The organism is Rossellomorea sp. DUT-2, from assembly GCF_052665285.1.
The window spans coordinates 886,280-912,587 of sequence record NZ_JBQPEO010000002.1 but is presented as its reverse complement, the minus strand read 5'-3'; the positions used below and the strand labels follow the sequence as shown (position 1 = coordinate 912,587).

General features: G+C 42.5%; 20 protein-coding genes. 18 read left to right on the top strand and 2 right to left on the bottom strand.

All coding sequences use genetic code 11. The features are described 5' to 3' along the window. Positions 1-37: 37 nt before the first annotated feature. From dnaE to pyk, 7 genes are all read left to right on the top strand, one after another. The gene (dnaE, locus tag ACOSV2_RS10355; protein ID WP_428974986.1) at positions 38-3,394 is read left to right on the top strand and encodes a DNA polymerase III subunit alpha; all 3,357 of its coding nucleotides are present in this window, start codon (positions 38-40) and stop codon (positions 3,392-3,394) included. A gap of 163 nt (positions 3,395-3,557) precedes the next feature. Beyond that, on the top strand, positions 3,558-4,796 hold the full coding sequence (locus ACOSV2_RS10350; RefSeq protein ID WP_428974985.1) for an NAD(P)-dependent malic enzyme: 1,239 nt from the start codon (positions 3,558-3,560) through the stop codon (positions 4,794-4,796). A 68-nt stretch (positions 4,797-4,864) separates the two neighbouring features. Then, on the top strand, positions 4,865-5,452 hold the full coding sequence (locus ACOSV2_RS10345) for a FadR/GntR family transcriptional regulator (protein WP_428975101.1): 588 nt from the start codon (positions 4,865-4,867) through the stop codon (positions 5,450-5,452). A 163-nt stretch (positions 5,453-5,615) separates the two neighbouring features. Next, positions 5,616-6,485 (top strand): acetyl-CoA carboxylase, carboxyltransferase subunit beta, encoded by an 870-nt coding sequence (accD, locus tag ACOSV2_RS10340; protein WP_113969601.1) that lies wholly within the window; start codon positions 5,616-5,618, stop codon positions 6,483-6,485. Beyond that, a complete protein-coding gene (accA, locus tag ACOSV2_RS10335; protein ID WP_428974984.1) occupies positions 6,479-7,459 on the top strand; it encodes an acetyl-CoA carboxylase carboxyl transferase subunit alpha in 981 nt (326 codons plus the stop codon). The genes accD and accA overlap by 7 nt, the downstream gene beginning before the upstream one ends. A 341-nt stretch (positions 7,460-7,800) precedes the next feature. Further along, on the top strand, positions 7,801-8,760 hold the full coding sequence (gene pfkA / locus ACOSV2_RS10330; protein WP_113969599.1) for a 6-phosphofructokinase: 960 nt from the start codon (positions 7,801-7,803) through the stop codon (positions 8,758-8,760). A gap of 30 nt (positions 8,761-8,790) precedes the next feature. Beyond that, positions 8,791-10,551 carry a pyruvate kinase gene (gene pyk, locus ACOSV2_RS10325; RefSeq protein WP_428974983.1) on the top strand — a complete coding sequence of 587 codons (1,761 nt, stop codon included), beginning with the start codon at positions 8,791-8,793 and terminating at the stop codon, positions 10,549-10,551. An 88-nt stretch (positions 10,552-10,639) separates the two neighbouring features. On the opposite strand, the gene ACOSV2_RS10320 is transcribed toward pyk, so the two are convergent. Beyond that, positions 10,640-10,840, bottom strand: coding sequence for a hypothetical protein (locus ACOSV2_RS10320; RefSeq protein WP_428974982.1), 201 nt, complete (start codon positions 10,838-10,840; stop codon positions 10,640-10,642). A 120-nt stretch (positions 10,841-10,960) separates the two neighbouring features. Between ACOSV2_RS10320 and ACOSV2_RS10315 the strand changes: the two genes are divergently transcribed. Continuing rightward, positions 10,961-11,347 carry an FxsA family protein gene (locus ACOSV2_RS10315; protein ID WP_113969597.1) on the top strand — a complete coding sequence of 129 codons (387 nt, stop codon included), beginning with the start codon at positions 10,961-10,963 and terminating at the stop codon, positions 11,345-11,347. A gap of 37 nt (positions 11,348-11,384) precedes the next feature. Here the strand turns inward: ACOSV2_RS10315 and ytvI are convergent, their stop codons facing one another. After that, the gene (gene ytvI / locus ACOSV2_RS10310; RefSeq protein ID WP_428974981.1) at positions 11,385-12,491 is read right to left on the bottom strand and encodes a sporulation integral membrane protein YtvI; all 1,107 of its coding nucleotides are present in this window, start codon (positions 12,489-12,491) and stop codon (positions 11,385-11,387) included. A gap of 147 nt (positions 12,492-12,638) precedes the next feature. On the opposite strand from ytvI, the gene ACOSV2_RS10305 reads away from it, so the two are divergent. From ACOSV2_RS10305 to polA, 10 genes are all read left to right on the top strand, one after another. Next, entirely contained in the window at positions 12,639-13,097 is a 459-nt protein-coding gene (locus ACOSV2_RS10305) for a DUF441 domain-containing protein (RefSeq protein WP_428974980.1), read from the top strand. Positions 13,098-13,527: 430 nt separating this feature from the next. Continuing rightward, complete coding sequence (citZ, locus tag ACOSV2_RS10300; RefSeq protein WP_428974979.1) at positions 13,528-14,646, top strand: citrate synthase; 1,119 nt, start codon at positions 13,528-13,530, stop codon at positions 14,644-14,646. Positions 14,647-14,767: 121 nt separating this feature from the next. Continuing rightward, a complete protein-coding gene (gene icd / locus ACOSV2_RS10295) occupies positions 14,768-16,039 on the top strand; it encodes an NADP-dependent isocitrate dehydrogenase (RefSeq protein ID WP_428974978.1) in 1,272 nt (423 codons plus the stop codon). An 81-nt stretch (positions 16,040-16,120) separates the two neighbouring features. Continuing rightward, positions 16,121-17,059, top strand: a complete 939-nt coding sequence (mdh, locus tag ACOSV2_RS10290) for a malate dehydrogenase (RefSeq protein WP_428974977.1) — start codon at positions 16,121-16,123, stop codon at positions 17,057-17,059. 527 nt (positions 17,060-17,586) lie between these two features. Further along, positions 17,587-18,063: a MaoC family dehydratase gene (locus ACOSV2_RS10285; RefSeq protein WP_428974976.1), complete on the top strand. Its 477-nt coding sequence runs from the start codon at positions 17,587-17,589 to the stop codon at positions 18,061-18,063. 395 nt (positions 18,064-18,458) lie between these two features. Next, positions 18,459-19,178, top strand: a complete 720-nt coding sequence (locus ACOSV2_RS10280; RefSeq protein ID WP_428974975.1) for a response regulator transcription factor — start codon at positions 18,459-18,461, stop codon at positions 19,176-19,178. After that, the gene (pnpS, locus tag ACOSV2_RS10275; protein WP_428974974.1) at positions 19,175-20,974 is read left to right on the top strand and encodes a two-component system histidine kinase PnpS; all 1,800 of its coding nucleotides are present in this window, start codon (positions 19,175-19,177) and stop codon (positions 20,972-20,974) included. Before ACOSV2_RS10280 ends, pnpS begins: the two co-directional genes overlap by 4 nt. A gap of 358 nt (positions 20,975-21,332) precedes the next feature. Further along, the gene (gene hflK / locus ACOSV2_RS10270; RefSeq protein ID WP_428974973.1) at positions 21,333-22,295 is read left to right on the top strand and encodes an FtsH protease activity modulator HflK; all 963 of its coding nucleotides are present in this window, start codon (positions 21,333-21,335) and stop codon (positions 22,293-22,295) included. Continuing rightward, a complete protein-coding gene (gene hflC, locus ACOSV2_RS10265) occupies positions 22,288-23,223 on the top strand; it encodes a protease modulator HflC (protein ID WP_428974972.1) in 936 nt (311 codons plus the stop codon). Before hflK ends, hflC begins: the two co-directional genes overlap by 8 nt. 454 nt (positions 23,224-23,677) lie before the next feature. Next, positions 23,678-26,308, top strand: a complete 2,631-nt coding sequence (gene polA, locus ACOSV2_RS10260; RefSeq protein WP_428974971.1) for a DNA polymerase I — start codon at positions 23,678-23,680, stop codon at positions 26,306-26,308.

The window sequence follows — 26,308 nt, the reverse complement described above, 5'->3', positions numbered from 1 at the left end:
ATAATAAAAGTATATTGAGAAAAAGGTTGTGCATAACATGTCATTTGTTCATTTACAAATAGCGAGTGCCTATAGTCTCCTGTCTAGCACGATATCGATAAATGGACTTGTACATAAAGCGAAGAATTCAGGGTATAAAGCACTGGCTTTAACCGATAGAAATATGATGTATGCCGCCATCCCTTTTTATAAGGCGTGTTTAAAAGAAAACATAAAACCGATTATCGGGTTAACTGCAGATATTGCTACGGAAAACGAGGAAGGGTCTTATCCGCTTGTTCTGTTGGTGAAAAACCAGACGGGCTATCAAAATCTATTGAAGATCTCGAGTGCAATCGGGGCCAAGACTAAAAATGGGCTTCCGTTGAAGTGGCTTCAATCTTATAGCAAGGGATTAATCGCGATCTCACCTGGAATCAAAGGTGAGATTGAGACCCTTTTATTGAATGATGAAAGTGAAAAAGCAAAGAAGTGCATCCACGCCTATCAACAGATGTTTGGCAGGGATTCCTTTTATTTAAGCATTCAAAATCATGGGATTCCGTCTGAGGATACTCTTATTCCTTTACTTCAACAAGTCGCCAAGGAGACAGGAACGGATATGGTGGCTACCAATGATGTTCAGTATTTAGACCAGGAAGATCATTTCGCCCATGAATGTATGGGTGCGATACGTGACGGAGTAAAGCTATCTGAAGATGACCGGGACGTATTGGGTTCACAGGAGTATTACTTCAAGTCTAAAGAGCAGATGGTGGATTTGTTTTCTGATCATGTCACGGAGCTTGAAAATACGATGAAGATTGCCGATCAGTGTCACCTGACCATCCCCTTCCATCAGCAGCTCCTCCCGAAATATCCTCTGCCTGAGGGAGTGTCTGCCCTTCAGGAATTGACCCATCTTTGTGAAAAAGGCCTGAGTGATAGGGTAGAGTCGGTTTCCGATGAGTACATAGAACGATTGGATTATGAGCTTGAAGTCATCGGCAGGATGGGATTCAGCGATTACTTCCTGATTGTCTGGGATTTTATGAAATATGCGAAGGAAAGAAAGATCCTGACGGGACCGGGAAGGGGATCGGCAGCGGGTTCCTTGGTATCTTACGCATTGAGGATTACAGATGTGGATCCGATCGAGCATCATTTGCTGTTTGAACGATTTTTAAATCCTGAACGGGTGTCCATGCCGGATATCGATATCGATTTTCCCGATCACCGGCGGGACGAAGTGATCGAGTATGTGGAAGGGAAGTATGGGAGCCTTCACGTTGCCCAGATCATTACGTTCGGGACGTTTGCAGCGAAGGCGGCTCTGCGCGATACAGGTCGTGTATTCGGCTTGAATATGAAGGAGCAGGAGCAAGTATCCAAGCTTGTTCCGAATCAACTGGGGATCACGTTACAGGAAGCCTATGAAAAGTCTAAGGGATTCCGTGAATTTGTGACGAGCTCTGATCATTATAAGAAATTATTTCAGACGGCTCTTAAACTTGAAGGGCTTCCAAGACATACGTCGACCCATGCGGCAGGAGTCGTGATGAGTGAAGCTCCATTAGTGCAGTGGGTACCCATCCAGGGAAGTTCATCCGGAATCCATCTGACTCAATTCTCTATGGATATACTGGAAGAAATCGGATTGTTGAAAATGGATTTCCTTGGACTGCGTAATCTAAGCATTTTAGAGAGAATTGTGAAGAACGTTCAAATGGGAACCAATAAAGGATTCTCCATCGAGTCTATACCCATGAATGATCCTAAAACCTTTGAATTATTAAGTAAAGGACTGACCAATGGGATATTCCAGCTTGAATCAGAAGGAATGCGGAATGTGTTAAAAAGACTGAAGCCTAATTCTTTCGAAGATATCGTGGCCGTTAACGCATTGTATCGTCCGGGTCCGATGGAAAACATCCCGACGTATATCAAACGGAAGCACGGCGTGGAAACGGTGGGATATCCGTTGCCTGACTTAAAGCCGATTCTTGAAATGACTTATGGCGTCATTGTATATCAGGAGCAAATCATGCAAATTGCTTCGAAAATGGCTGGTTTCTCCCTTGGGGAAGCAGATTTGCTCAGAAGAGCGGTTTCGAAGAAGAAAAAGGATGTCCTCGATCAGGAACGGCAGCATTTTGTTTCCGGTTCAATACGGAAAGGATATACCGAAGAAGTCGCGCACACCATTTATGATTTGATTGTCAGATTCGCAGATTATGGATTCAATCGATCTCATGCTGTTGCGTATAGTATGATCGCCTATCAATTGGCCTATTTAAAGGCACATTACCCAGCTTTTTTCTTATCATCTCTCCTGACATCGGTAGTGGGAAATGAGACGAAAGTGGCTCAGTATATCCGGGAAGCAAAGCTTTATGATATTGAGATCCTGCCCCCGTCGATTAATACGAGTCAGTTTGTCTTTACGGTAGAAAGAAAGAATAAGATCCGTTACAGCTTAGGGGCCATCAAAGGAATAGGGGCAGCAGCTTTAAAGGAAATCATCCGTGCCAGAAAAGAAAAACCATTTCAGGACCTGTTTGATTTTTGCATGAGGGTATCTTCCAAAACGATTAACCGGAAAATTCTCGAAAATTTAGTATTGTCCGGAGCGTTCGATGAATTTGAAATGGACCGTGCCACACTGCTTGCAAGCCTTGATGTGGCGGCCCAGCATGCGGAACTTGTCAATCCTGAAGGTGATCAGGATTTGTTTCATGAGGAAGAGGCATTCCTGTTAAAGCCTAAACATGTCGAAGTAGAGGATATGACCATCGATACGAAGCTTCAATTCGAGAAACAGGTGCTGGGTCTTTACTTATCTGACCATCCCGTTTCTTCCTACCGTCACCTATATGATGATCTTGGCTTACAGCAAATAGCCGATCTTCAAAAGGGGTCGAAAATCACATTCGGCGGTTACATTACCGGAGTGAAATCCATCCGGACGAAAAAAGGGGAAGTGATGGCCTTCCTCGAAATCGGTGATGAAAGTGGAGAGATCGAAGCAGTGGTGTTTCCGAATGTCTATCGAAATCATATGACTCAGCTTAAAGAAGGGAATATCCTCCTGTTTGGTGGGAATGTTGAAGAACGTAACGATAAGCTTCAGTTCATTGTGAATCAGGTGGAAGCGATGGAAGAAGTCCAGGCGAGAGTGAAAGCAATGGACCAGAAGCTCTATTTGAAAATTGCCATGGATCAGGATGAAGAGGCTTGTACTGAGCGCATTCAGCAAACGATTCACCGGTTCAAAGGGAAGAATCCTGTCATCGTTTATTATGAACGTGAAAAAAAGAGTGTCCAGCTTCCGGATCATTTACGTGTGTCCCCGTCTCAAGAGGCTCTTAGGGAAATGCATCGGATTTTGGGTGAGGCAAATGTCATATTACAATAACATACTTTACTAAAACCAATATTTATATTATTGTTTAATAGAAAAAGGTGGTCAGACCACCTCTGAACTTTATTTTTTTCAATATCAATCATGTACATTTAGAAGATTTATGTGAATCATGAATCGACATATAGCATGTAAAGAAACAGAAGGAGTGAGTTGATTGTCATTGCGTGAAGAAGCTCTGCATATGCATCGGGTAAACAAAGGGAAATTAGAAACAACATCCAAGGTGGAGGTCCGGAATGCTGAAGATCTGAGCCTGGCTTATTCCCCAGGGGTAGCAGAACCGTGTAAAGTCATTTATGACAAGCCTGAAACGGTTTACGATTACACAATGAAAGGGAATATGGTAGCGGTTGTTTCAGATGGTACGGCGGTTTTAGGTCTTGGAAATATCGGACCTGAAGCTTCCTTGCCTGTTATGGAAGGGAAAGCGGTTCTATTCAAGAGCTTTGCTGGTGTAGATGCGTTTCCAATCTGTTTGAACACAACGGATGTGGACAAGATTGTTGAAACGGTTAAACTTCTTGAGCCTACCTTTGGCGGAGTGAATTTAGAAGACATAGCAGCTCCGAATTGCTTTGAAATTGAAGAGCGCTTGAAGAAAGAGACCAATATCCCTGTGTTTCACGATGATCAACATGGTACAGCGATTGTAACCGTGGCAGGTCTTGTGAATGCCCTCAAGATTGTTGGGAAGAAGATGTCAGAAATTAAAGTAGTGGCAAATGGAGCCGGTGCTGCGGGCATGGCGATCATTAAGCTTCTTTATCGTTATGGTGTGAGAGACATCATTATGTGTGATTCCAAGGGAGCGATTTACGAAGGTCGTCCCGAAGGAATGAATGGAATCAAAGACGAAGTAGCCAAGTTTACCAATCGTGATCAGATCAAAGGTGGACTGACTGAAGTACTAAAAGACGCAGATGTATTTATCGGTGTGTCTGTTGCAGGAGCGTTAACAGAAGAAATGGTTGCCTCTATGAAACAGGATCCGATTATCTTCGCCATGGCCAATCCTGTTCCTGAAATTATGCCTCAGTTGGCAAAAGCGGCTGGAGCCAAAGTGGTTGGAACGGGTCGATCCGATTTTCCTAACCAGGTAAATAATGTCCTTGCATTTCCTGGTATTTTCCGTGGGGCACTGGATGTTCGCGCGACACACATCAATGAGAAGATGAAGCAAGCTGCTGTTGAAGCGATTGCGGCTTTAATCGGAGAAGATGAGTTGAACGAGGATTACGTCATCCCTGCACCATTTGATAAGCGTGTAGCACCTGCTGTTGCAGCAGCAGTCGCAAAGTCCGCCATGGAGACGGGAGTAGCCCGTTTGAAGGTGGATCCGGAAGACATTCGCAAAAAGACAGAAGATTTAGCGGTAATCGGGAAGGGTGAATGATGTCAGAAGTGAACTCTCTCCATTCCCACGCTAAAGTATATATTGGAATTGTTCACCAACTGCGAGAAATGATATCTAAAGACGGCCTCAAGCCAGGCGATAAAATCCCTTCTGAAAGAGAACTTTCCGAACGATTAAACGTTGGACGTTCTTCTGTCAGGGAGGCATTAAGGGCCTTGGAATTGCTGGGCCTGATTGAAACCAAAAGAGGCGAGGGTACCTTTTTAAGAGATTTTCGCGATCATCATCTCATCGACTTGTTAGGAATGTTCATCCTCGAGGACCACAAAGCCCAGGAAGATATTCTTTATACGAAGATGATGATTGAAAAGGAAGCGCTGAAAGATCTATTTTCTGAAAAAAAGAAGATGGATGCTCTATTCGATAAAGTGACAGAAGCGGAAAACCTGGATGACATGTTCAGGGATATCGTGATGATGAACGCCAATCATTTGGCTCAACGGATTTGGAATATCTTAAATGATTTTGAAACATTGATTTGTGGAGAAATCAAGATGACGAATCCTATGAGGGAAGAGATGATCCTAATGCTTCAAGGAATAGAAAAACAGGATAAAGAGACTGTGCAAGAGACGTATAAAAGGGTCAGGGAAATTGTCGATAAGGATGCGACAATTTCCAACATCTTTTTTTAAACCTTTCCATTAAACTGATAGTCAAGCAGTTTTATATCGTGCATTTACTACTAGAAACGAAAGCGGAAGCTGTCCCTGGGAAATTGATATAAATTATTTATCACCTTCATTTTTTTCTTCAGAAGACGTATAAGCGACTGTAATTAGTTAAGGAGGTTTCACCTTGCTTAAGGAACTTTTTAATAAATCCAAAAAGAAAAAATATGCAACCATTCCTTCTGAAGCGGCTAAACATGACGTTCCAGAAGGCATCATGACCAAATGTCCTGATTGCAAAAAGATCATGTACACGAAAGAACTTCAAAAAAACTTAAAGGTGTGCATTCATTGCGGATATCATCATGGGATGAGCTCACCGGAGAGAGTCGATAGTTTTATAGATGAAGGTACCTTCAAGGAGCTTGATCATGACCTTACTTCCGGTAATCCTTTGAATTTTCCTGATTATGAGGGGAAAGTGGAAAAGGACCGTAAAAAGACAGGTATGAATGAAGCGGTCTTAACTGGTTCAGGTAAGGTAAACGGAATCGAAGTGGTCACGGCCATCATGGATTCACGTTTCAGAATGGGAAGCATGGGCTCTGTGGTCGGTGAGAAAATCACGAGAGCCATCGAAGAAGCCGACAAACGAAAAGTCCCATTCATTATTTTCACGGCATCTGGAGGCGCGAGAATGCAGGAAGGTGTCCTTTCCTTGATGCAAATGGCCAAGACCAGCGTGGCCCTTAATCGATTGAGCGAAAATGGAGGACTCTTCATCTCAATCATGACGCACCCGACAACAGGCGGGGTATCCGCAAGTTTCGCTTCCGTAGGGGACTATAATTTTGCTGAGCCCGGAGCGCTTATCGGCTTCGCAGGCAGAAGGATCATTGAGCAGACGATCAGGGAAGACTTACCGGAAGACTTCCAAACATCCGAATTTTTATTGAAGCATGGTCAACTTGACGGAGTCATCTCGAGGCTCGAGTTAAAAGAGAAAATCGGGACAGTACTTGATATACATCAGTGGGACGGTGATCTGCCATGGTAAATGAGATGGAATTTGAAAAGCCTGTATTTGAGCTCAAGAAAAAAATAGCCGAGCTGAAGGAGTTCACTCAAAATTCCGACGTCGATTTATCAAATGAAATCGAGAAGCTGGAGAACAGGCTCACGAAGCTTGAAAATGATATCTATGAAAACATGAAGCCGTGGGAAAGGGTTCAGGTAGCACGACACCCGAATCGCCCGACGACGCTTGATTATATCGGCTATCTCTTTACGGACTTCATCGAAATGCATGGAGACCGACTGTATGGGGACGACGAAGCCATTGTTTCAGGGGTAGGTAAATTTCATGATGTCCCTGTGACCATCATCGGGCACCAAAGAGGGAAAGATACGAAAGAAAATATTCGCCGGAACTTTGGAATGCCTCATCCGGAAGGGTACCGAAAAGCCTTACGATTGATGAAGCAAGCGGACAAGTTCAACCGTCCTATCATCTGCTTTATTGATACAAAGGGTGCATATCCCGGTAAAGCGGCAGAGGAAAGAGGGCAAAGTGAAGCCATTGCAAGAAATCTTGTAGAAATGGCAGGCTTGACGGTTCCCGTTATCTGCATGGTCATCGGTGAAGGTGGTAGTGGAGGTGCCCTGGCACTGGGAGTCGGAAACCATATTCATATGCTTGAAAACTCCACCTACTCTGTGATTTCACCTGAAGGGGCGGCGGCCATTCTGTGGAAGGATTCCACACAAGCGAAACGGGCAGCTGAATCCATGAAGATTACAGCACCGGATCTGAAGGAGCTCGGAATCATTGATGAAATCGTCACGGAAGTTAAAGGCGGTGCTCATAAAGGTGTCGAAGAGCAAGCTCAATATATCAATGATGTATTAAAGGCATCCTTGAAAGAATTAATCCCCATGAAAAAAGATGAATTGATCCAGCATCGCTATGAAAAATTTAAAGCGATGGGTGAATATTCTGTTTTAAATGATTTAATTGGGGTAAAATCATAATGAACTATGGACTGACAAATAGGAAATACCTTTTGTCAGTCTTTTTCATTAATTTTCCATTCAATTAAAGATTTGTGACGGTATTTTGAAGGTTTTAACAATTAAAACGCTTCCATTTAATAGATTATTTCGTCTTTAGCATTTCCTTCGAGTAACTTGTTGAGAACCTTGAATCTTCGTGTTATTTTAGAAATAATCCATAGTCTATTGGTCCATAATAATGTAATGAATGCAACAGGATAGTTTGTTCCTTTTTCCTTTTCTTAGATATATGTGAAACCATTAACAAGTTGTACCATTCATTTACATATAAAGGCATATTTCTTAATGAGGTGATCGTAGTGAGAAAGATTGGTGTATTAACAAGTGGTGGAGATTCACCAGGTATGAATGCAGCCGTTCGTGCGGTTGTGCGTAAAGCCATTTTCCTTGATATTGAAGTGTACGGTATTTATCAGGGGTATAACGGACTGATCAACGGAAACATCAAGAAGCTTGAACTGGGTTCAGTTGGAGATATCATTCATCGTGGCGGAACGATGCTGTATACAGCCCGCTGTGAAGAATTCAAGACCAAAGAAGGACAGAAAAAAGGCATCGAGCAATTAGAGAAGCATGGAATTGAAGGGCTTGTTGTCATTGGTGGAGATGGTTCGTACCAAGGAGCAAAAGCTTTAACTGAATGGGGATATCCATGTGTGGGTGTACCGGGAACGATCGATAACGATATTCCGGGAACTGAATACACAATCGGTTTCGATACGGCTTTGAACACGGTCATCGACGCGATTGATAAGATTCGCGATACGGCAACCTCACATGAAAGAACATTCATCATCGAAGTAATGGGACGTAATGCAGGAGATCTTGCCCTGTGGTCCGGTCTTGCAGGCGGTGCTGAAACCATTCTGATTCCTGAGGAGAAATTCGATCTTGATGATGTCGTGACCCGTCTGAAAAAGGGTCAGGAGCGCGGGAAGAAACATAGTGTCATCATTGTGGCGGAAGGTGTCATGTCGGCAAATGAATTTGCTAATCGATTCACTGAAGCTACGGGAATGGATACACGTGTTTCTGTCCTGGGCCATATTCAGCGCGGTGGAACACCAACCGCATCTGATCGCGTGTTAGCAAGCCGTTTAGGTGCACGTGCAGTAGAGTTATTGATTGAAGGAAAAGGCGGAAGAGCAGTAGGAATTGAGAAAAATCAACTAGTTGATTACGATATTATTGAAGCACTTGCCAAGCCACATCAAATTGACTTGGGCATGTACAGACTTTCCAAAGAGCTTTCAATCTAAATTGTTGTAAGATTTCAGGAGGTAAAGAAAATGAGAAAAACGAAAATAGTATGTACGATCGGTCCTGCAAGTGAGAGTGTAGAGAAGTTATCACAACTGATCGAAGCCGGAATGAATGTTTCCCGCTTAAACTTTTCACATGGTGACCATGAAGAACATGGACAGAGAATCATCAATATCCGTGAAGCAGCCGAAAAAGCCGGAAAAACAGTCGGAATCCTTCTCGATACAAAAGGCCCGGAAATCCGTACAAATAATATGGAAGATGGTGCAATCGAATTAACGCAAGGTTCAAGCGTCATCGTTTCCATGAAAGAAGTACTCGGGACAACTGAGAAATTCTCCGTTACATACGAAGGATTAATCGAAGATGTTCATATTGGTTCTAAAATCCTTCTTGACGATGGTCTGATCGGATTGGAAGTAACGGAAATCGATAAAGCGAATGGCGAGATTCATACGTATGTTGCCAATAGCGGCACTTTAAAGAATAAAAAAGGTGTAAACGTACCGGGAGTTTCCGTAAACCTTCCAGGGATTACGGATAAGGATGCTCAGGATATCGTATTCGGTATTGGACAGGGTGTCGACTTTATTGCGGCATCATTCGTTCGCCGTGCATCTGATGTACTTGAAATTCGTCAATTATTGGAAGAGCATGACGCTTCTCATATTCAAATCATCCCTAAGATCGAGAATCAAGAGGGTGTAGACAATATCAATGAAATCCTTGAAGTATCAGACGGATTGATGGTGGCTCGTGGAGATCTTGGTGTGGAAATCCCGGCTGAAGAAGTACCATTGGTTCAGAAGATGTTGATCAGGAAATGTAACTCACTGGGTAAGCCTGTCATCACGGCCACTCAAATGCTTGATTCCATGCAACGCAACCCTAGACCGACAAGAGCAGAAGCAAGTGACGTAGCCAATGCGATCTTCGATGGTACAGATGCGATCATGCTATCTGGTGAAACAGCTGCAGGTACATATCCTGTAGAAGCGGTGCAAACGATGCACAACATTGCTTCAAGAGCGGAAACAGCCCTTGATTTCAATGATATCCTGGCGGCACGCAGCAAAGACAGTGAGCATAATATGACGGATGCCATCGGTCAATCAGTAGCGCACACGGCTCTTAACCTTAACGTCAATGCGATTGTGGCTCCTACCGAAAGCGGGCACACAGCACGCATGATTTCTAAGTACCGTCCAAAAGCTCCAATCGTAGCAGTAACGGGAACAGATTCCGTATCACGCCGCTTGGCACTTGTCTGGGGCGTTTACCCTACAGTTGGACGCAAAGTGACGACTACGGACGAAATGCTTGATATGGCAGTAGAAGAAAGCGTCAATTCAGGTATGACGAAGCATGGAGATCGCATTATCATCACAGCAGGTGTTCCAATCGGTGAATCTGGAACAACCAATCTGATGAAAATCCATGTGGTAGGCGATGTCGTTGCAAAAGGTCAAGGAATCGGCCGTAAATCTGCTTATGGAAGAGCAGTCGTGGCGATGTCTGCAGATGAAGCAGTGAAGAATACTACGCCAGGATCAGTTCTTGTGACAATTGGGACTGATAAAGACATGATGCCTGCTCTTGAGAAGTGTTCTGCCTTGATCGTTGAAGAAGGCGGTCTGACAAGTCATGCAGCAGTTGTAGGTATCAACTTAGGAATTCCTGTAGTCGTTGGCGTGGACAATGCCACTTCTCTATTCACAAATGGTCAGGAAATCACAGTAGACGCTACTCGCGGTGTCATCTATAACGGACACGCAAGCGTATTATAATTTGAAATGTGAAAAGCCAGAGTCTGGAATGGACTCTGGCTTTTTTGTGCGTAATTAAGGGTGTCCATGTATTAATTGTGACCGGTGTTCACAAATTGGCATGATTTTGATTGACAGACATAGACATTGAAAGTGCCGCAACAAACGCCGAAAGTGCCGCAACAAACGGCAAAAGTGCGGCAACAAACGGCAAAAGTGCCTCAACAAACGCCGAAAGTACCGCAACAAACACCGAAAGCACCACACAAACACCAAAAATACTACAACAAACAATTAATAACACCTGCAAAAACAATCATTACTAGCCATAAGCACATTCATATTAAGCGAACCCCCACATAATACTCCAGATCACTAATATGTTATAATGAAGGGGAGCAAGTATTAAACTAAAATGGAGGAATCCATAATGAGATATATATTGTTATTGCTAATTATCGTGCCCGCATTGGAAATTGGTTTGCTTGTTCTTTCCGGACAAGCGTTTGGTTTGATCCCGACCGTTTTACTGATTATTACAACAGGAATTCTGGGAGCTTACTTGGCGAAAAAACAGGGAATGGAGACACTCAGAAAAGCGCAGCAGGATATGCAGTACGGTCAGCTGCCGGGAGATGCCATCATTGATGGATTGTGCATTCTGGTCGGAGGTGTCGTTCTGTTGACGCCTGGTTTTATTACCGATGCAATCGGGTTCCTGCTATTACTGCCGCCTACACGTAAAATGTTCAAACCATTCATTTATAAGCTGTTCAAACGCTGGGTCAATAATGGGAATGTAATTATATACAGATAATACAAAAAGCACTGCTCACGGGGAGCAGTGCTTTTTCCTATTTTACACCCATAATAAACTTCCACGTATCTTCAAAAACGCCGGCTCTTTTAAGGGTGGATAGGATGACCAGCACAACGGGACCGACGATCAAGCCAAGAAACCCGATGAGCTTAAAGCCGACAAAGAGGGCGATCAGGGTGGCGAGTGGATCGAGTCCGATGCTTGATGACAGGACTTTCGGCTCCATGATTTGACGCTGTACCACGACAACTAGATAGAGAACGGATAAACCGATACCTAATCCGATGTTCCCTGTAATAAACTCATAAATGATCCAAGGTACGAAAACCGCTCCTGTACCAAGATACGGTAAAATATCAACGAGACCCGTTACGAGCGCAATGGTGATGGCGTAATCCACTCTCAATATGATCAATCCGATTAACACGATGATAGCCGTGATGGAGATGAGGGTGAACTGTGCCCTTACAAATCCGAATAGGGCCCTTTTCAAATCGATGAATACCTTTCTCCCGCTGCTCATCGCCTTTCCAGGAATGATTTTCTCTGCTTTGGCAGATAATGTATACCAGTCCTTACTGATGAAAAATGTGGCTAAAGCGGCAAATATCAGGACGGATGCGGCGTTTGGAATCCATGAAATCAACTGTGGTAATTTGGTGAAAAAGTTTTGCAGGAAATCCCCTGCCGATGTGGCGATTTTCGTACCTGCAGTTTGAACATTTTCTAATATGGTATCCTGCTGTCCAGCTTCAAGGTTCTTAAATAATCCTGCTAACTGATTGTATAGTGGAATCACATGCCCTACGATGAAATCTTCAGCATATTTGACCAAGGTCTGCACATGCTTAGGAAGCTCTTCTGCCAAATAATTCGCACCGGAAACAATTTCAGCAATCAGTAAGGTGATAAGCCCCGCAAAGACCGCAACAATCAATATGAGAGATAAAGCAACCGCCCATATCCTGGGCAGCCATTTTTCAAGCCAATTCACAATAGGATTGATGAGTAACGCGATGGCAATGGCAATGATAAACGGATAAGCAAGCTTCCATATGTAATAGAGTGAAATCAATGAGAGCATGACGATGGCTAAAACGATTATGAACCTCATCGTTCGATAAACATATTCTACATTCAAGGGCTTCCCTCCTACCCGATCTTCTACTTCTATTTTAAAGGAGACAGGAAATGAAAGGAAGTTTAATTTAACGAGGTTGCTCATTTTTACAACAAATGATAAAAGTTGATATGTCAGAATAATGATTACGAAAGGAAGAGGTTACTAATGTCACAGGCATTCATGTTTTTGTTGCTCCTATTGGGAATTGGCTTCGCTGCAAAAAACCAGTCCATTATTATAGCCGTAACATTTCTAATCATTCTTAAGCTGGCAGGCATCGATGAAAAAGTGTTTGCGAGTATTCAGTCCAAAGGGATTAATTGGGGTGTTACCATCATAACGATTGCCGTATTGGCACCAATCGCTACAGGTGAGATCGGTTTTAAAGACCTGTATGACTCATTAAAGTCACCTTATGCGTGGATTGCCCTCGCTTCCGGGATGGCGGTGGCCTTAATTGCAAAGAGCGGGTTAACGCTGTTGGAAGAGGACCCTCATATTACGACAGCTCTTGTCCTCGGTACAGTCCTGGCGGTGGCATTCTTTAAAGCAGTGGCTGTGGGGCCGTTGATTGGAGCCGGTATTGCTTACCTCGCGATGAAATTATATGAGTTGTTCTTATAGAAGGCAACTGGATTCCGTGCCGGTGGAAGGATCTATCCTCCATATCTTTGATGGGAGGTTAACTTTGATTATACATCTTCGACATATTTAGTGCTTTTACAACGGGAAGAGAAACCCCTGTAACCACCCCGTTTGCACGCTTAAATGCTACGGTTTATTTTTCTAGAAAAATAATTTTTATAGAAATTGATGCGTTTTCATTCACAAAAGTCAGATAATTGTTTATAATAGGAAATGTAAGCGCATCCCAAGCTCTCGTGACATCATAGGAAGAGCCGGGAATCATTTTTTGTATAGGAATTGAGCAATCGCTCAACCTTTATTTATGTTCTTTTTAAACAAGCCTACTGACTTATTTGATAGTCTTGTAGGGTTTTATGCTCATATGAAAATGGGTAAAGAGAAATACTTAACAAAAGGAGAGGTTATTATGACAGCAACTCGCGGGTTAGAAGGGGTTGTAGCAACAACATCATCCATTAGTTCGATCATTGATGATACTCTTACATATGTTGGCTACAACATTGATGATTTAGCAAACAATGCCAGTTTTGAAGAGGTTATCTACTTACTATGGCATCTGAAATTACCTACTTCATCAGAGCTTCAGGAATTTACAGAGCTATTGGCAGATAACGCTGAATTGCCTAAAGAGGTCATCGAGCACTTCAAGATGTACAACATCAAGGAAGTCCATCCTATGGCAGCTTTACGTTCTGCCGTGTCTTTACTTGGACTATATGATGATAAAGCAGATGTAATGGACGAAAAGGAAAACTATTTAAAAGCCGTTCGACTTCAAGCGAAGATTCCTACAATCGTTACGAGCTTTTCACGAATTCGTAATGGACAAGAGCCAATTGCTCCTCGCAAAGATTTAGGATTCGCTGCTAATTTCTTATATATGTTAACCGGGAAAGATCCTGAGCCGGTTGAAATCGAGGCGTTCAATAAAGCGCTTGTACTTCATGCGGATCACGAGTTAAACGCTTCTACCTTCACTGCACGTGTATGTGTCGCTACTCTTTCTGATGTGTATTCAGGTGTCACTGCCGCGATCGGTGCTTTAAAAGGACCACTTCATGGTGGAGCAAATGAGCAGGTAATGAAGATGCTTACTGAAATCGGTTCTGTCGATAAAGCGGAAGAGTATATCCTCGACAAACTGGAGAAGAAAGAAAAAATCATGGGCTTCGGTCACCGTGTATACCGTCAAGGAGATCCGCGTGCCAAGCACCTTAAAGAAATGTCTAAAAAATTAACTGAATTAACTGGACAAAGTAAATATTACGAAATGTCCGTTAAGGTAGAAGATGTATTTACGTCTAATAAAGGCTTACCGCCTAATGTTGATTTCTATTCAGCATCCGTTTACCACAGCTTAGGCATTGATCATGACCTATTCACTCCGATCTTCGCTGTAAGCCGAGTATCCGGTTGGTTAGCTCATATTCTGGAGCAGTATTCAAACAACCGCCTGATCCGTCCACGTGCTGATTACGTAGGACCTGGCAAGCAGGAATATGTGCCTGTAGAACAAAGAGGTTAAACATCCATATTTACAAATGGTGAAAATATTGGTGTAATGAATATGAGAAGGGGACTGACTCTAAATGCATAAGGCAATTATGGGTCATCCCCTTTGATAATGAATAAATGGAGGTTACATAATGACACAAGGTGAAAAAATTACAAACCAGAACGGCCAACTTAATGTGCCAAACAATCCAATCGTCCCATTCATTGAAGGTGACGGAACGGGTCCAGATATTTGGGCAGCGGCTCAACGCGTTTTAGATGCTTCTGTTGAGAAAGCATACAAAGGTGAACGCAAGATCTCGTGGAAAGAAGTATACGCTGGGGAAAAGGCATTCAACAAAACAGGCGAATGGCTTCCAAACGATACACTTGAAGCAATCCGTGAATATTTCATCGCGATCAAAGGTCCACTTACAACTCCTGTCGGCGGCGGAATCCGTTCATTGAACGTTGCTCTTCGTCAGGAATTAGACCTGTTCACTTGCCTGCGTCCTGTACGCTACTTCGAAGGTGTTCCATCACCGGTTAAGCGTCCTGAAGATACTGACATGGTTATCTTCCGTGAAAACACTGAAGACATCTATGCAGGTATTGAATACGCAAAAGGTTCTGATGAAGTTAAAAAATTAATCACTTTCCTTCAAGATGAAATGGGTGCTAACAAAATCCGTTTCCCAGAAACGTCCGGTATCGGGATCAAGCCTGTATCTGAAGAAGGGACAAACCGTCTTGTTCGTGCAGCGATCAATTACGCGATCACAGAAGGCCGTAAATCAGTAACGTTGGTTCACAAAGGGAACATCATGAAGTTCACTGAAGGAGCTTTCAAAAACTGGGGTTACGAGCTTGCTGAGAAAGAATTCGGCGATAAAGTATTCACTTGGGCTCAATATGACAAGATCAAAGATGCTGACGGATTGGACGCGGCTAACAAAGCACAATCCGAAGCTGAAGCAGCTGGTAAGATCATCGTGAAGGATTCAATCGCTGATATCTTCCTACAACAAATCCTTACTCGTCCGGCTGAGTTTGATGTAGTGGCAACAATGAATCTAAACGGAGATTATATCTCTGATGCATTAGCCGCTCAAGTTGGTGGAATCGGAATCGCTCCTGGAGCAAACATCAACTACGAATCAGGACATGCGATCTTTGAGGCGACTCACGGAACGGCTCCTAAATATGCAGGTATGGATAAAGTGAATCCTTCCTCTGTCATCCTTTCTGGTGTACTTATGCTTGAGCACCTTGGTTGGACAGAAGCTGCTAACTTAATCACAAAATCCATGGAGAAAACAATCGCTTCTAAAGTCGTAACATATGACTTCGCCCGTCTAATGGATGGAGCAACAGAAGTGAAATGTTCTGAGTTCGGTTCTGCTTTAATTGAAAACATGGGGTAAATTTAATTTGAAATAGGGATGGGGTGCTTCGAAACGGAGCACTCCTTCCTTTACATAATGACACGAATAGGAGGAATTATGATGGCTATTAAACGTAGAAAAGTATCTGTTATCGGTGGAGGTTTTACAGGGGCGACTACAGCACTGATGCTTGCTCAGAAAGAGCTTGGAGATGTTGTACTGGTTGATATTCCTCAAAATGAAGACCCAACGAAAGGGAAAGCGCTGGATATGCTTGAAGCGAGCCCGGTACAAGGGTTTGATTCAAACATTATCGGTACTTCCAATTACGAAGATACAAAGGATTCGGATATCGTTGTCATCACTGCTGGGATTGCCCGTAAACCAGGAATGAGCCGTGATGATCTGGTTCAAACCAATCAAAAGGTCATGAAATCGGTCACGCAGCAAATCGTTAAGTATTCGCCGGATTGCTACATCATCGTTCTGACAAACCCGGTGGATGCTATGACCTATACAGTCTTCAAAGAGTCCGGATTCCCTAAAGAGCGCGTTATCGGACAATCCGGCGTTCTGGATACAGCCCGTTTCCGCACATTTGTCGCTCAAGAATTGAACCTTTCTGTGAAAGATATTACAGGATTCGTTCTTGGCGGTCATGGGGATGACATGGTTCCTCTTATTCGTTACTCCTACGCTGGAGGAATCCCTCTGGAAACATTAATCCCTAAAGACCGTTTAGACGCGATCGTCGAGCGTACCCGTAAAGGCGGAGGGGAAATTGTAGGCCTTCTGGGTAACGGAAGTGCTTATTATGCTCCTGCTGCTTCACTTGTACAAATGGTAGAAGCCATCCTTAAGGATCAACGCCGCGTCATCCCAGCCATTGCATACCTGGAAGGCGAATACGGATTCGAAGGGATCTACCTCGGTGTTCCAACCATCCTAGGCGGTAACGGACTGGAAAAAATCATCGAACTCGAACTAACCGAAGAAGAAAAATCAGCACTCGCGAACTCTGCAGACGCTGTGAAAAACGTCATGTCTTCCTTGGCTTAATACACACTCAATCCAAAACTGGCTTCCTTATTGGGGGTCAGTTTTTTTGTAAGTATTGCTTGCGTCCAAAGAATATTCCTTGGAGGAAGTTAATTAAAATAGAGAAAGTAAAAACAGACTTGTTTTCCTAAAATCATATAAACCAGTCTTATTAATATGGCGGAGGCAATTGTGAAATAATATTGCTAAAAGTTTTTGTTAATATTTTTTAAAGAAGACATATTATCTGAAGTTGATTGTAGCGGAAATGCTAGACAGTTGAGACCCCACAGGGCAAAGCCCGAGGAGGCTCAACTCACGCCCCGCGATAAGCGAGCACCTGGAGCGGAAAGCAACAATCACTCGCTTATCGAGAATGTTTCATCAACTGGACTTTACGAAATGATGTTCTATTAAAATAATAACCCCAACGCGTAAAAACTCTTTGTATGGAAACCCTATAAATGATAAAATATTAATAGACAGATAATAAAAACAATTTTTATTATTTAAAATTGTAATCGTTTACATACGCGGAGGTGCTTCTTATGTTATTAGGGAAAAAGAGAAAACTGGGAAGAAAAATTGAAGAAATGACGATTGGTGAAAAGCTGACCCTTACAGAAAAAATAGAAGATAACGCACTGCTTCTATACCTGGGACTCACAAATGATGCCAATCCATTATACATCCAGCATGATTATGCTTCCCAAACGCCATTCAAAAAACCGATTGTTCCTTCAATCATGTTAACAGGCATCATTACATCTGCCGTTTCCAAATATCTACCGGGCCCGGGCTCTCATATAGTAGAGCAAAACATTGAATTCCCTAAACCGGTCTATCATTACGCAACCGTACAATTTCTGTTTGAAGTGAAGGAAGTGGATCCCCACACCCATTTGGTAACCATCGATGTAACAGCCACCAATGAAGAAGATGAGAAGGTCATCAATGGTACCATCAAAGTGTGCCCGCCTCACCGATTAGAGAAAATGAACAGCCATGCATTAGAAAACTTCTAAACAATTTAAGGAGGCTGAGACAAAAGTGTTTTAGCCTAAGTAAAACCCGAATTAATCTGCTTCCTATTAGGCAGTTTGGTTCGGGTTTTTTATTTATTCTCGATCCATTGTATTAAGAGCCTTCACTTCTATTGTTCGTCTTTAAATCGTGTTTTTTTTGTTTTGCCATAGCTCTTTTTATTAACCATAAAAATGATAATGAAAGCGGGAGAAGTGCATCATATAAAAGAAGAGAACAAAGTTTGGGCCGGTTAGTATCGTACGGCAAGAAAACTAAAAAGTATTAAAACTCTCTAAATGATGGTAACCCTCAAGATTTATATTATAATGAAAGTACAATTACATAATTACGTTGGATGTTGGGGTTAATTTTCTTTTGTATGGAGGCACAATAAATGAGCAAAAAAATCTTGGTAGTCGATGATGAACAGTCTATTGCAACACTCTTAAAGTACAATCTTGAGCAATCCGGTTATTCCGTTACGACGGCACATGACGGTGAAGAAGGAAGGGATAAAGCGATTGAGCAATCCCCGGACCTGATTATTCTTGACCTGATGCTTCCTTCCATGGATGGAATCGAAGTGTGTAAAGAACTGCGACAAAGGAAGATTAATATCCCCATTCTTATGTTAACGGCTAAGGATGACGAATTTGATAAGGTCCTTGGACTGGAGCTTGGGGCAGACGACTATATGACAAAGCCGTTCAGTCCTCGTGAAGTGGTAGCGAGGGTCAAGGCTATTCTAAGACGCAGTCAAGCCATACAGGAAGCGGCGGAACTATCTTCCATTGAACCGACAGATTACAAGGAAGTGGGAGAATTAAAGGTTTATCCGGAACAGTATGAAGCCTATTTCCAAGGTGATCTAATGGAGTTGACACCTAAGGAATTCGAACTTCTTTTATATCTAACAGAAAATAAAGGCAGGGTCTTAACGAGAGACCAGCTATTAAGTGCGGTATGGAATTATGATTTTGCCGGGGACACCAGAATAGTGGATGTTCATATCAGTCATTTACGGGAAAAAATAGAATCCAACACGAAAAAACCAACTTATATAAAAACCATCCGAGGGCTTGGATATAAATTGGAGGAGCCTAAAAATCGATGACCAAGTTTAGAACAAAACTTCTTTTTGCTCTAATTACCCTGATCATCGCTGTATTGATAGGCCTTGGGTTGCTTCTGGGTCAAATTTTCAAGAATTTCTATTTGGATACATTTAATTCCCGGATTCAAAAAGAAGCAAGGTTACTAGCAAATTCCATTGAAGAAAACGGGACACCGAAAGAAATCGATCCGGAGATGATCAAAGAATTGAGTGACATATTGGATGTCAGGATTACGATTCTTGATAACTCAGGAAGTGTAGTCCATGATACGGAAACCTCGGAGTCACTGGTTGGTCCTCAGCAAAAGAGAATCATTAATGAAATCCAGGAGAACTGGGATGTAAAGCAAAAGCATAGAAAACTGGTGACATCAGGTGTGGAGTACAGGTATTATTGGTACCCGCTAAAGGGTGGAAATAACCAGTTAAATGGATTGCTTATCATGAGTACCGAGGTAGAAGCCTTCGAGAAAGGAATACAGCAAATTTGGTTTGTGCTATCCATTTCCTTAGGTCTTGCATTAATTCTCATTATCATTCTGGGATCGAGAATCACGGTGAGGTATACAAAGCCCATTGAATCGGCAACGAATGTGGCAATGGAGCTCGCCAAGGGGAATTATCGGGCACGGACATATGAAGACCGCCTGGATGAAACGACTATGTTAAGTACCTCCATTAACATTCTCGCCCGTAATCTGCAGGAAATGGTGAATTCCCAGGAAATGCAGCAGGATCGCTTAACGACGCTGATTGAAAACATGGGAAGTGCCCTTCTCTTAATTGATCACCGGGGATTTGTTGTTTTGACGAACCGGACGTTCAGGGACTTCTTTAATCTGAAAGAAAGTCAGCTGAAAAAAGTCAGATACCATGAAGTCATTCACTATCAGGAAGTGAATAAACTTGTGGAAGAAATCTTCATGACAGAAGAACGGTTAAGAAAGCAGATTCTTCTGCCTCATAAAATAGAAAGAAAGCATTATGAAGTATACGGGGCTCCAATAATCGGTCATAACGATGAGTGGAAAGGGATTGTCGTGGTATTCCATGACATCACGGAGCTCAAAAAGCTCGAGCAAATGAGAAAAGACTTCGTAGCGAATGTCTCTCATGAGTTGAAGACACCCATTACATCCATTAAAGGCTTCTCAGAGACACTATTGGATGGGGCGATGAATGATCCCGATACGTTAAAGTCTTTCCTGGATATCATTCTGATGGAAAGCGACCGCCTGCAATCCTTAATTCAAGATTTATTGGAATTGTCCAAGATTGAAAAACAGGGGTTCGAGCTTTCCCTGCAGGAAGTAGAGATTGCCGGTTTAATTGAAGATGTGATTCCGATATTGAAAGAAAAAGCCAAGTCAAAAGATATCTCCCTTCAAACGTCCTTTGAGTCAAGAGGTCTTGCGGATGTAGACTCCTACCGATTAAAACAAGTTTTCATTAATCTGGTCAGTAATGCGATCGTGTACACTCCAAAGGGCGGGGATGTCTTGATTTCAGTGACGGAAGATAAAGAAATGGTTCATGTGAGCGTCAAGGATAACGGGATGGGAATCAGTAAAGAAGAACTTCCCCGCATTTTTGAACGGTTTTATCGGGTGGACAAAGCAAGAAGCCGTAATTCTGGCGGAACGGGCTTAGGTTTAGCGATTGTGAAGCATATCATTGAAGCTCATGAAGGAAAAATTGAAGTAGACAGTAAAGTGAATGAAGGCACGACGTTCACAGTCTCCTTATACAAACAGTCTTCAAGCTATTCGTTGGGTGAAAGGACGAGCAAATCTTAGTAAGTTTACAATTATTTTACATTGCATTTACATTAGGTTTAAATCCTGTTAATAATAGGGTGTTACGATACTAAGTGAAACCCCTTCATCCAAGGTGTTAAGAAAAGGCGAGAACTAACCCCGTTCTCGTCTTTTCGCTTTTTTATTTTGAAAGCGTTATCTCCGTGATGAATGCAGTTTTAGATCAAAACTACTTTTCCGCATGACGGATGCATTCAGTTAGGAAACCACTCACCTCGAGCCTGCTACTCCCTCTTTTTGTCATCTTCTCTTAATATTCTTGAAACCTTTTTGTAGTAAGTCCGTATATCTTAGTAGGCGATTAATAAGATATAGAGATAGAAAAGGGAGGGCGCATATGAACTTAAAACAAATTTACATGGTGACAGGGATGGTTGTGGCAGCCATTATTTTAATTGTTGTATTATTGACTTCCTGGTATACCGTTGATGAATCAGAACAAGCGCTGGTATTGACGTTTGGAGAAGCGGGAGAGCCGGTCATTGAGCCAGGGCTGCATTTCAAGATGCCATGGCCGATGCAATCAGTGGAAGTCCTGTCTAAAGAAACCTTCAGTCTTCAATTTGGATATGAAGAAAAAGACGGAAAGATCAAGGACTTTCCGAAAGAAACGAAAATGATCACGGGAGATGAGTACATCGTTCTCGCTGATCTAGTGGTTCAATGGAAAATCACAGATCCTGAAACGTACTTATTTAACTCAGACAACCCGAAAGAAATTCTTTACGATGCTACTTCCTCTTCTTTAAGAAGCATTATAGGGAGCTCTTTAATAGATGATGCGTTAACGTCTGGAAAAGCTGAAATCGAGGCGGAAGTAAGAGAATTACTAACGACCCTGATTGACGATTATGATATCGGTATTTCCATTCTTGCAGTGAAACTCCAGGATGTAGAGCTGCCGAATGCAGAGGTCCGATCAGCTTTTACAGCCGTAACGGATGCAAGGGAAACGATGAACACGAAAATCAATGAAGCAAAAAAATATCGGAACCAGCGATCAAATGAAGCAAAAGGTGAAAAAGATGCGATCATGTCCAGGGCAAAAGGGGATAAAATTGCGCGTGTGGAGCAGGCCCGTGGAGATGTAGCCGTATTTGATAAGCTGTACAACGAATACAAATCGAATCCTGAGATTACGAGAAAACGACTAGTATTAGAAACCTTGGAAAATGTTCTTCCAAATGCGGAAATCTATATTATGAAGGATAGTGGAGAAACGTTGAAATACTTCCCGATTCGACAGCTTGAAAATCAAAACGGCCCGGTGAAGCAGGAAGGGAGTGAAGAGAATGAGTGATCAAAACGTCTTTGACATCAATCAAAAGAAGAAAGAGCCTATCGAGTGGAAGCGTTATACAAAATTAGGAATCTTCCTTGTCATTCTCGCTGCCGTCCTTCTTCTGCTGTTTACCAGTCTCTTTATGGTCAAAGAAGGAGAGTATAAAGTCGTCCGTCAATTTGGGGAAGTCGTAAGAATAGACAAAGAGCCAGGTTTAAAATATAAGCTCCCGTTCATTCAGTCTGTTACTACCCTGCCTAAGCATCAAATGACGTATGATGTAACGGAAGCTGAGATCAATACAAAAGATAAAAAGCGGATGCTCATCGACAACTATGCCGTGTGGCGTATCGAAGATCCCCTTAAAATGATCAAGAATGCAAGAACGGTCATTAACGCAGAGACAAAAATGGAAGAGTTCATCTACTCAGTCGTCAGGTCGGAGCTCGGACAATTGGAGTATGATGAAATCATCAATGATGAAAAGTCTTCACGGGGAAGTTTGAACGATCGTGTGACGGACAAAGTGAACGAGCTTCTTGAACGGGATGGATACGGAATCGTTGTTCAGGATGTCCGTATGAAGCGTACGGATTTACCCGAAGCCAATGAAAACTCCGTCTATACGCGTATGATTTCAGAACGTGAATCAAAGGCTCAGGAATACCTGTCGATGGGGGATGCCGAGAAACAACGAATCACCGCTGAAACAGATCGTGAAGTGAAGGAGCTGCTGGCAAAAGCAGGGGCAGACGCCAATGTCATCAGGGCAGAAGGAGAATCGGAAGCGGCACAAATCTACAACAAATCGTTCTCCAAAGATCCCGACTTCTATGACCTCTACAAAACGCTGGAAACATATAAGAAAACAGTGGATGATAAAACGGTTATCATCTTACCATCTGACTCCCCATATGCAAGACTGTTGATGGGGTATACAGAATAAAAAGAGAAGCTGTTGAAGATTGAGTAATCTCATTCTTCAGCAGTTTTTTTGTTCATTTAGGCTAATCATTCGCTAGATTAAAGTATATTTGACTAGTTTTTAATGAAAATACGCTCCAAATATCCTTTTCAGGCGGTTAATTATTTGGAAAATTATTCTCTCGTTCCCTTTATGATCCGGTTTTGGTTACTTATAATCCGCTTTTCAGATATATGATCCGGAATTTTGATATATGAACCACTCTCGGCAATTTATGATCCAAAGTCCTGATATTTGAACCACTTTTCTATCTTATGCTCTGTTTGTCGAAAAATCTTTTCCATAGAGATGACTTGGATTCAAAAATGAAATCAAAGCCATTAGAGGACTTAATAAGGTCCACCTTTTTTCCTTTCATTCCCCAACATGATAGAATAAACATATAGAATCAGAAGCCTTTACAGGAGGTACTTACATGTCCAAAAAATTAGTATTGATCGACGGCAATAGTATTGCTTACCGTGCATTCTTTGCACTGCCTTTATTAAATAACGACAAAGGTGTACATACAAACGCAGTATATGGTTTTACAACTATGCTGCAAAAAATACTCGAAGATGAAAAACCATCACATATTTTAGTCGCCTTTGATGCAGGGAAAACGACTTTCAGACATAAGACATTCAAGGAATACAAGGGCGGCAGACAAAAGACTCCACCGGAATTGTCCGAGCAATTTCCTTATATCCGCGAGCTTTTGGATGCATACGGAATTAAGCGCTATGAAAAAGAAAACTATGAAGCGGATGATATTATCGGAACGCTCTCCCTGCAAGCGGAATCTGACGGGTACGAGGTAAAAGTGTATTCCGGCGATAAGGATTTAACCCAGTTAAGCTCGAAGACTACGACGGTTTGTATTACGAGAAAAGGCATAACGGATATTGAGGTGTATACCCCGGATCATATAAAAGAAAAATGGGAAATCACACCTGACCGCATCATCGATATGAAAGGTCTGATGGGGGATAGCTCTGATAATATTCCAGGCGTGCCGGGTGTAGGGGAGAAAACGGCGATCAAGCTGCTAAAAGAATTTGATTCCCTTGAAAAACTGCTAGACTCCATTGACCAGGTCAGCGGGAAGAAATTAAAAGAAAAGCTTGAAGAAAATAAAGAACAAGCGATCATGAGTAAGGAACTCGCGACCATCCTAAGGGAAGCTCCAATCGAGATTGGAGTGGAAGAGCTGAATTATGATGGTATGGATGAAGGGAAACTGAAAGAAGTTTACCGGGATCTCGGATTCAACTCACTACTGGAGAAAATGGGCGAAACCACTCAAGAAGAGCCTCAGGAACTGGATGATATCTCCTTTGAGATAGTTGAAACCATCAAAGAAGAACACCTTGCAAACGAAAGCTCATTGTACATTGAAATGCTGGAAGAGAATTATCACCTCGGCGAAGTAATCGGGATGAGTCTGCACAATGAGAAAGGTACGATTTTCTTTACGCTTGAGACCGCATTGAAATCAGAAGCATTTAAGGAATGGGCTGAAAACGAAAGCGCAACAAAATACGTGTACAACTCGAAGGAAACCGTCGTCGCGCTAAAGAGACAGGGAGTTGACATAAAAGGGATCGAGTTTGATCTGCTGTTAGCATCTTACATTATCAATCCTTCTGAATCGAGTGAAGACTTCGCTACGATCTCAAAAGGACACGGTCAACCTTCTATCGAATCCGATGAAGCGGTTTATGGAAAAGGTGCCAAGCAGAAGGTTCCTTCCACTGACATTCTATCAGAGCATCTTGCACGAAAAGCATTCATTCTTCATGAATTGAAGAACACATGTATGGAAGAATTAGAAGAAAACAATCTCTATGAATTATTTGCAGAGTTAGAATTACCCCTGGCCCTTATTTTAGCCGAAATGGAATTCACCGGCGTGAAAGTGGATCAAGAGCGTTTGCTCACTATGAAAGAAGAACTTTCACACCGCCTGGAAGAGCTGGAGAAGAACATACATGAACAAGCCGGAGAGAGCTTTAATATTAATTCTCCGAAGCAGCTCGGCGTGATTCTTTTTGAAAAGCTGGGTTTACCGGTCGTGAAGAAAACCAAAACCGGTTATTCCACATCTGCTGACGTACTGGAAAAACTTCAGTCCAAGCATGAAATCATTGATCATATCCTGCATTACCGTCAGCTAGGGAAGTTACAGTCCACCTATCTAGAAGGGTTATTGAAGGTCGTCCATAAAGATTCGAGTAAGATTCATACACGATTCAACCAGGCCCTGACTCAAACGGGGCGATTAAGCTCAACGGACCCTAACTTGCAAAATATTCCGATTCGACTTGAAGAAGGAAGGAAGATCCGTCAGGCGTTCATTCCATCTGAAAAAGGCTGGGTCATGTTCGCTGCGGACTACTCTCAAATTGAGCTCCGTGTACTTGCCCATATTGCCAAAGATGAGAAATTAGTGGAAGCTTTCAGAAATGATATGGACATTCATACGAAAACAGCGATGGACGTCTTTGGGGTGGCAAAGGAAGAGGTCACATCCAATATGAGAAGGCATGCGAAAGCCGTTAACTTCGGAATTGTATACGGGATCAGTGACTACGGTCTTTCTCAAAGCCTTGATATTACACGAAAAGAAGCAGGGGAATTCATTAAGAAGTACCTGGAAAGCTTCCCTGGTGTTAAAGAATATATGGATGATATCGTACAGGATGCCAAACAGAAGGGCTATGTGACGACTCTGCTTAATCGCCGACGTTACCTGCCGGAAATCACGAGCCGTAATTTCAACTTAAGAAGTTTCGCTGAACGTACAGCGATGAACACGCCGATTCAAGGAAGTGCAGCCGACATCATCAAGAAGGCCATGATTGATATGGCAGCAAAATTAAAAGAAGAAAATCTTCAATCACGATTATTGCTGCAGGTGCATGATGAATTGATCTTTGAAGCGCCTGAAGAAGAAATCGAAGTGTTAAAGAAGATTGTTCCTGAAGTAATGGAGAATGCGATGGAGTTAGAAGTTCCATTAAAGGTCGATTACTCATACGGGCAAACATGGTACGACGCGAAGTAG

Excerpts from the sequence above, each read along its gene's own strand:
- dnaE (WP_428974986.1), top strand. The coding sequence starts at position 38 with ATGTCATTTGTTCATTTACAAATAGCGAGTGCCTATAGTCTCCTGTCT.
- ACOSV2_RS10345 (WP_428975101.1), top strand. The coding sequence starts at position 4,865 with ATGATATCTAAAGACGGCCTCAAGCCAGGCGATAAAATCCCTTCTGAA.
- accA (WP_428974984.1), top strand. The coding sequence starts at position 6,479 with ATGGTAAATGAGATGGAATTTGAAAAGCCTGTATTTGAGCTCAAGAAA.
- pyk (WP_428974983.1), top strand. The coding sequence starts at position 8,791 with ATGAGAAAAACGAAAATAGTATGTACGATCGGTCCTGCAAGTGAGAGT.
- ACOSV2_RS10315 (WP_113969597.1), top strand. The coding sequence starts at position 10,961 with ATGAGATATATATTGTTATTGCTAATTATCGTGCCCGCATTGGAAATT.
- ACOSV2_RS10305 (WP_428974980.1), top strand. The coding sequence starts at position 12,639 with ATGTCACAGGCATTCATGTTTTTGTTGCTCCTATTGGGAATTGGCTTC.
- citZ (WP_428974979.1), top strand. The coding sequence starts at position 13,528 with ATGACAGCAACTCGCGGGTTAGAAGGGGTTGTAGCAACAACATCATCC.
- icd (WP_428974978.1), top strand. The coding sequence starts at position 14,768 with ATGACACAAGGTGAAAAAATTACAAACCAGAACGGCCAACTTAATGTG.
- mdh (WP_428974977.1), top strand. The coding sequence starts at position 16,121 with ATGGCTATTAAACGTAGAAAAGTATCTGTTATCGGTGGAGGTTTTACA.
- ACOSV2_RS10285 (WP_428974976.1), top strand. The coding sequence starts at position 17,587 with ATGTTATTAGGGAAAAAGAGAAAACTGGGAAGAAAAATTGAAGAAATG.
- ACOSV2_RS10280 (WP_428974975.1), top strand. The coding sequence starts at position 18,459 with ATGAGCAAAAAAATCTTGGTAGTCGATGATGAACAGTCTATTGCAACA.
- pnpS (WP_428974974.1), top strand. The coding sequence starts at position 19,175 with ATGACCAAGTTTAGAACAAAACTTCTTTTTGCTCTAATTACCCTGATC.
- hflK (WP_428974973.1), top strand. The coding sequence starts at position 21,333 with ATGAACTTAAAACAAATTTACATGGTGACAGGGATGGTTGTGGCAGCC.
- hflC (WP_428974972.1), top strand. The coding sequence starts at position 22,288 with ATGAGTGATCAAAACGTCTTTGACATCAATCAAAAGAAGAAAGAGCCT.
- polA (WP_428974971.1), top strand. The coding sequence starts at position 23,678 with ATGTCCAAAAAATTAGTATTGATCGACGGCAATAGTATTGCTTACCGT.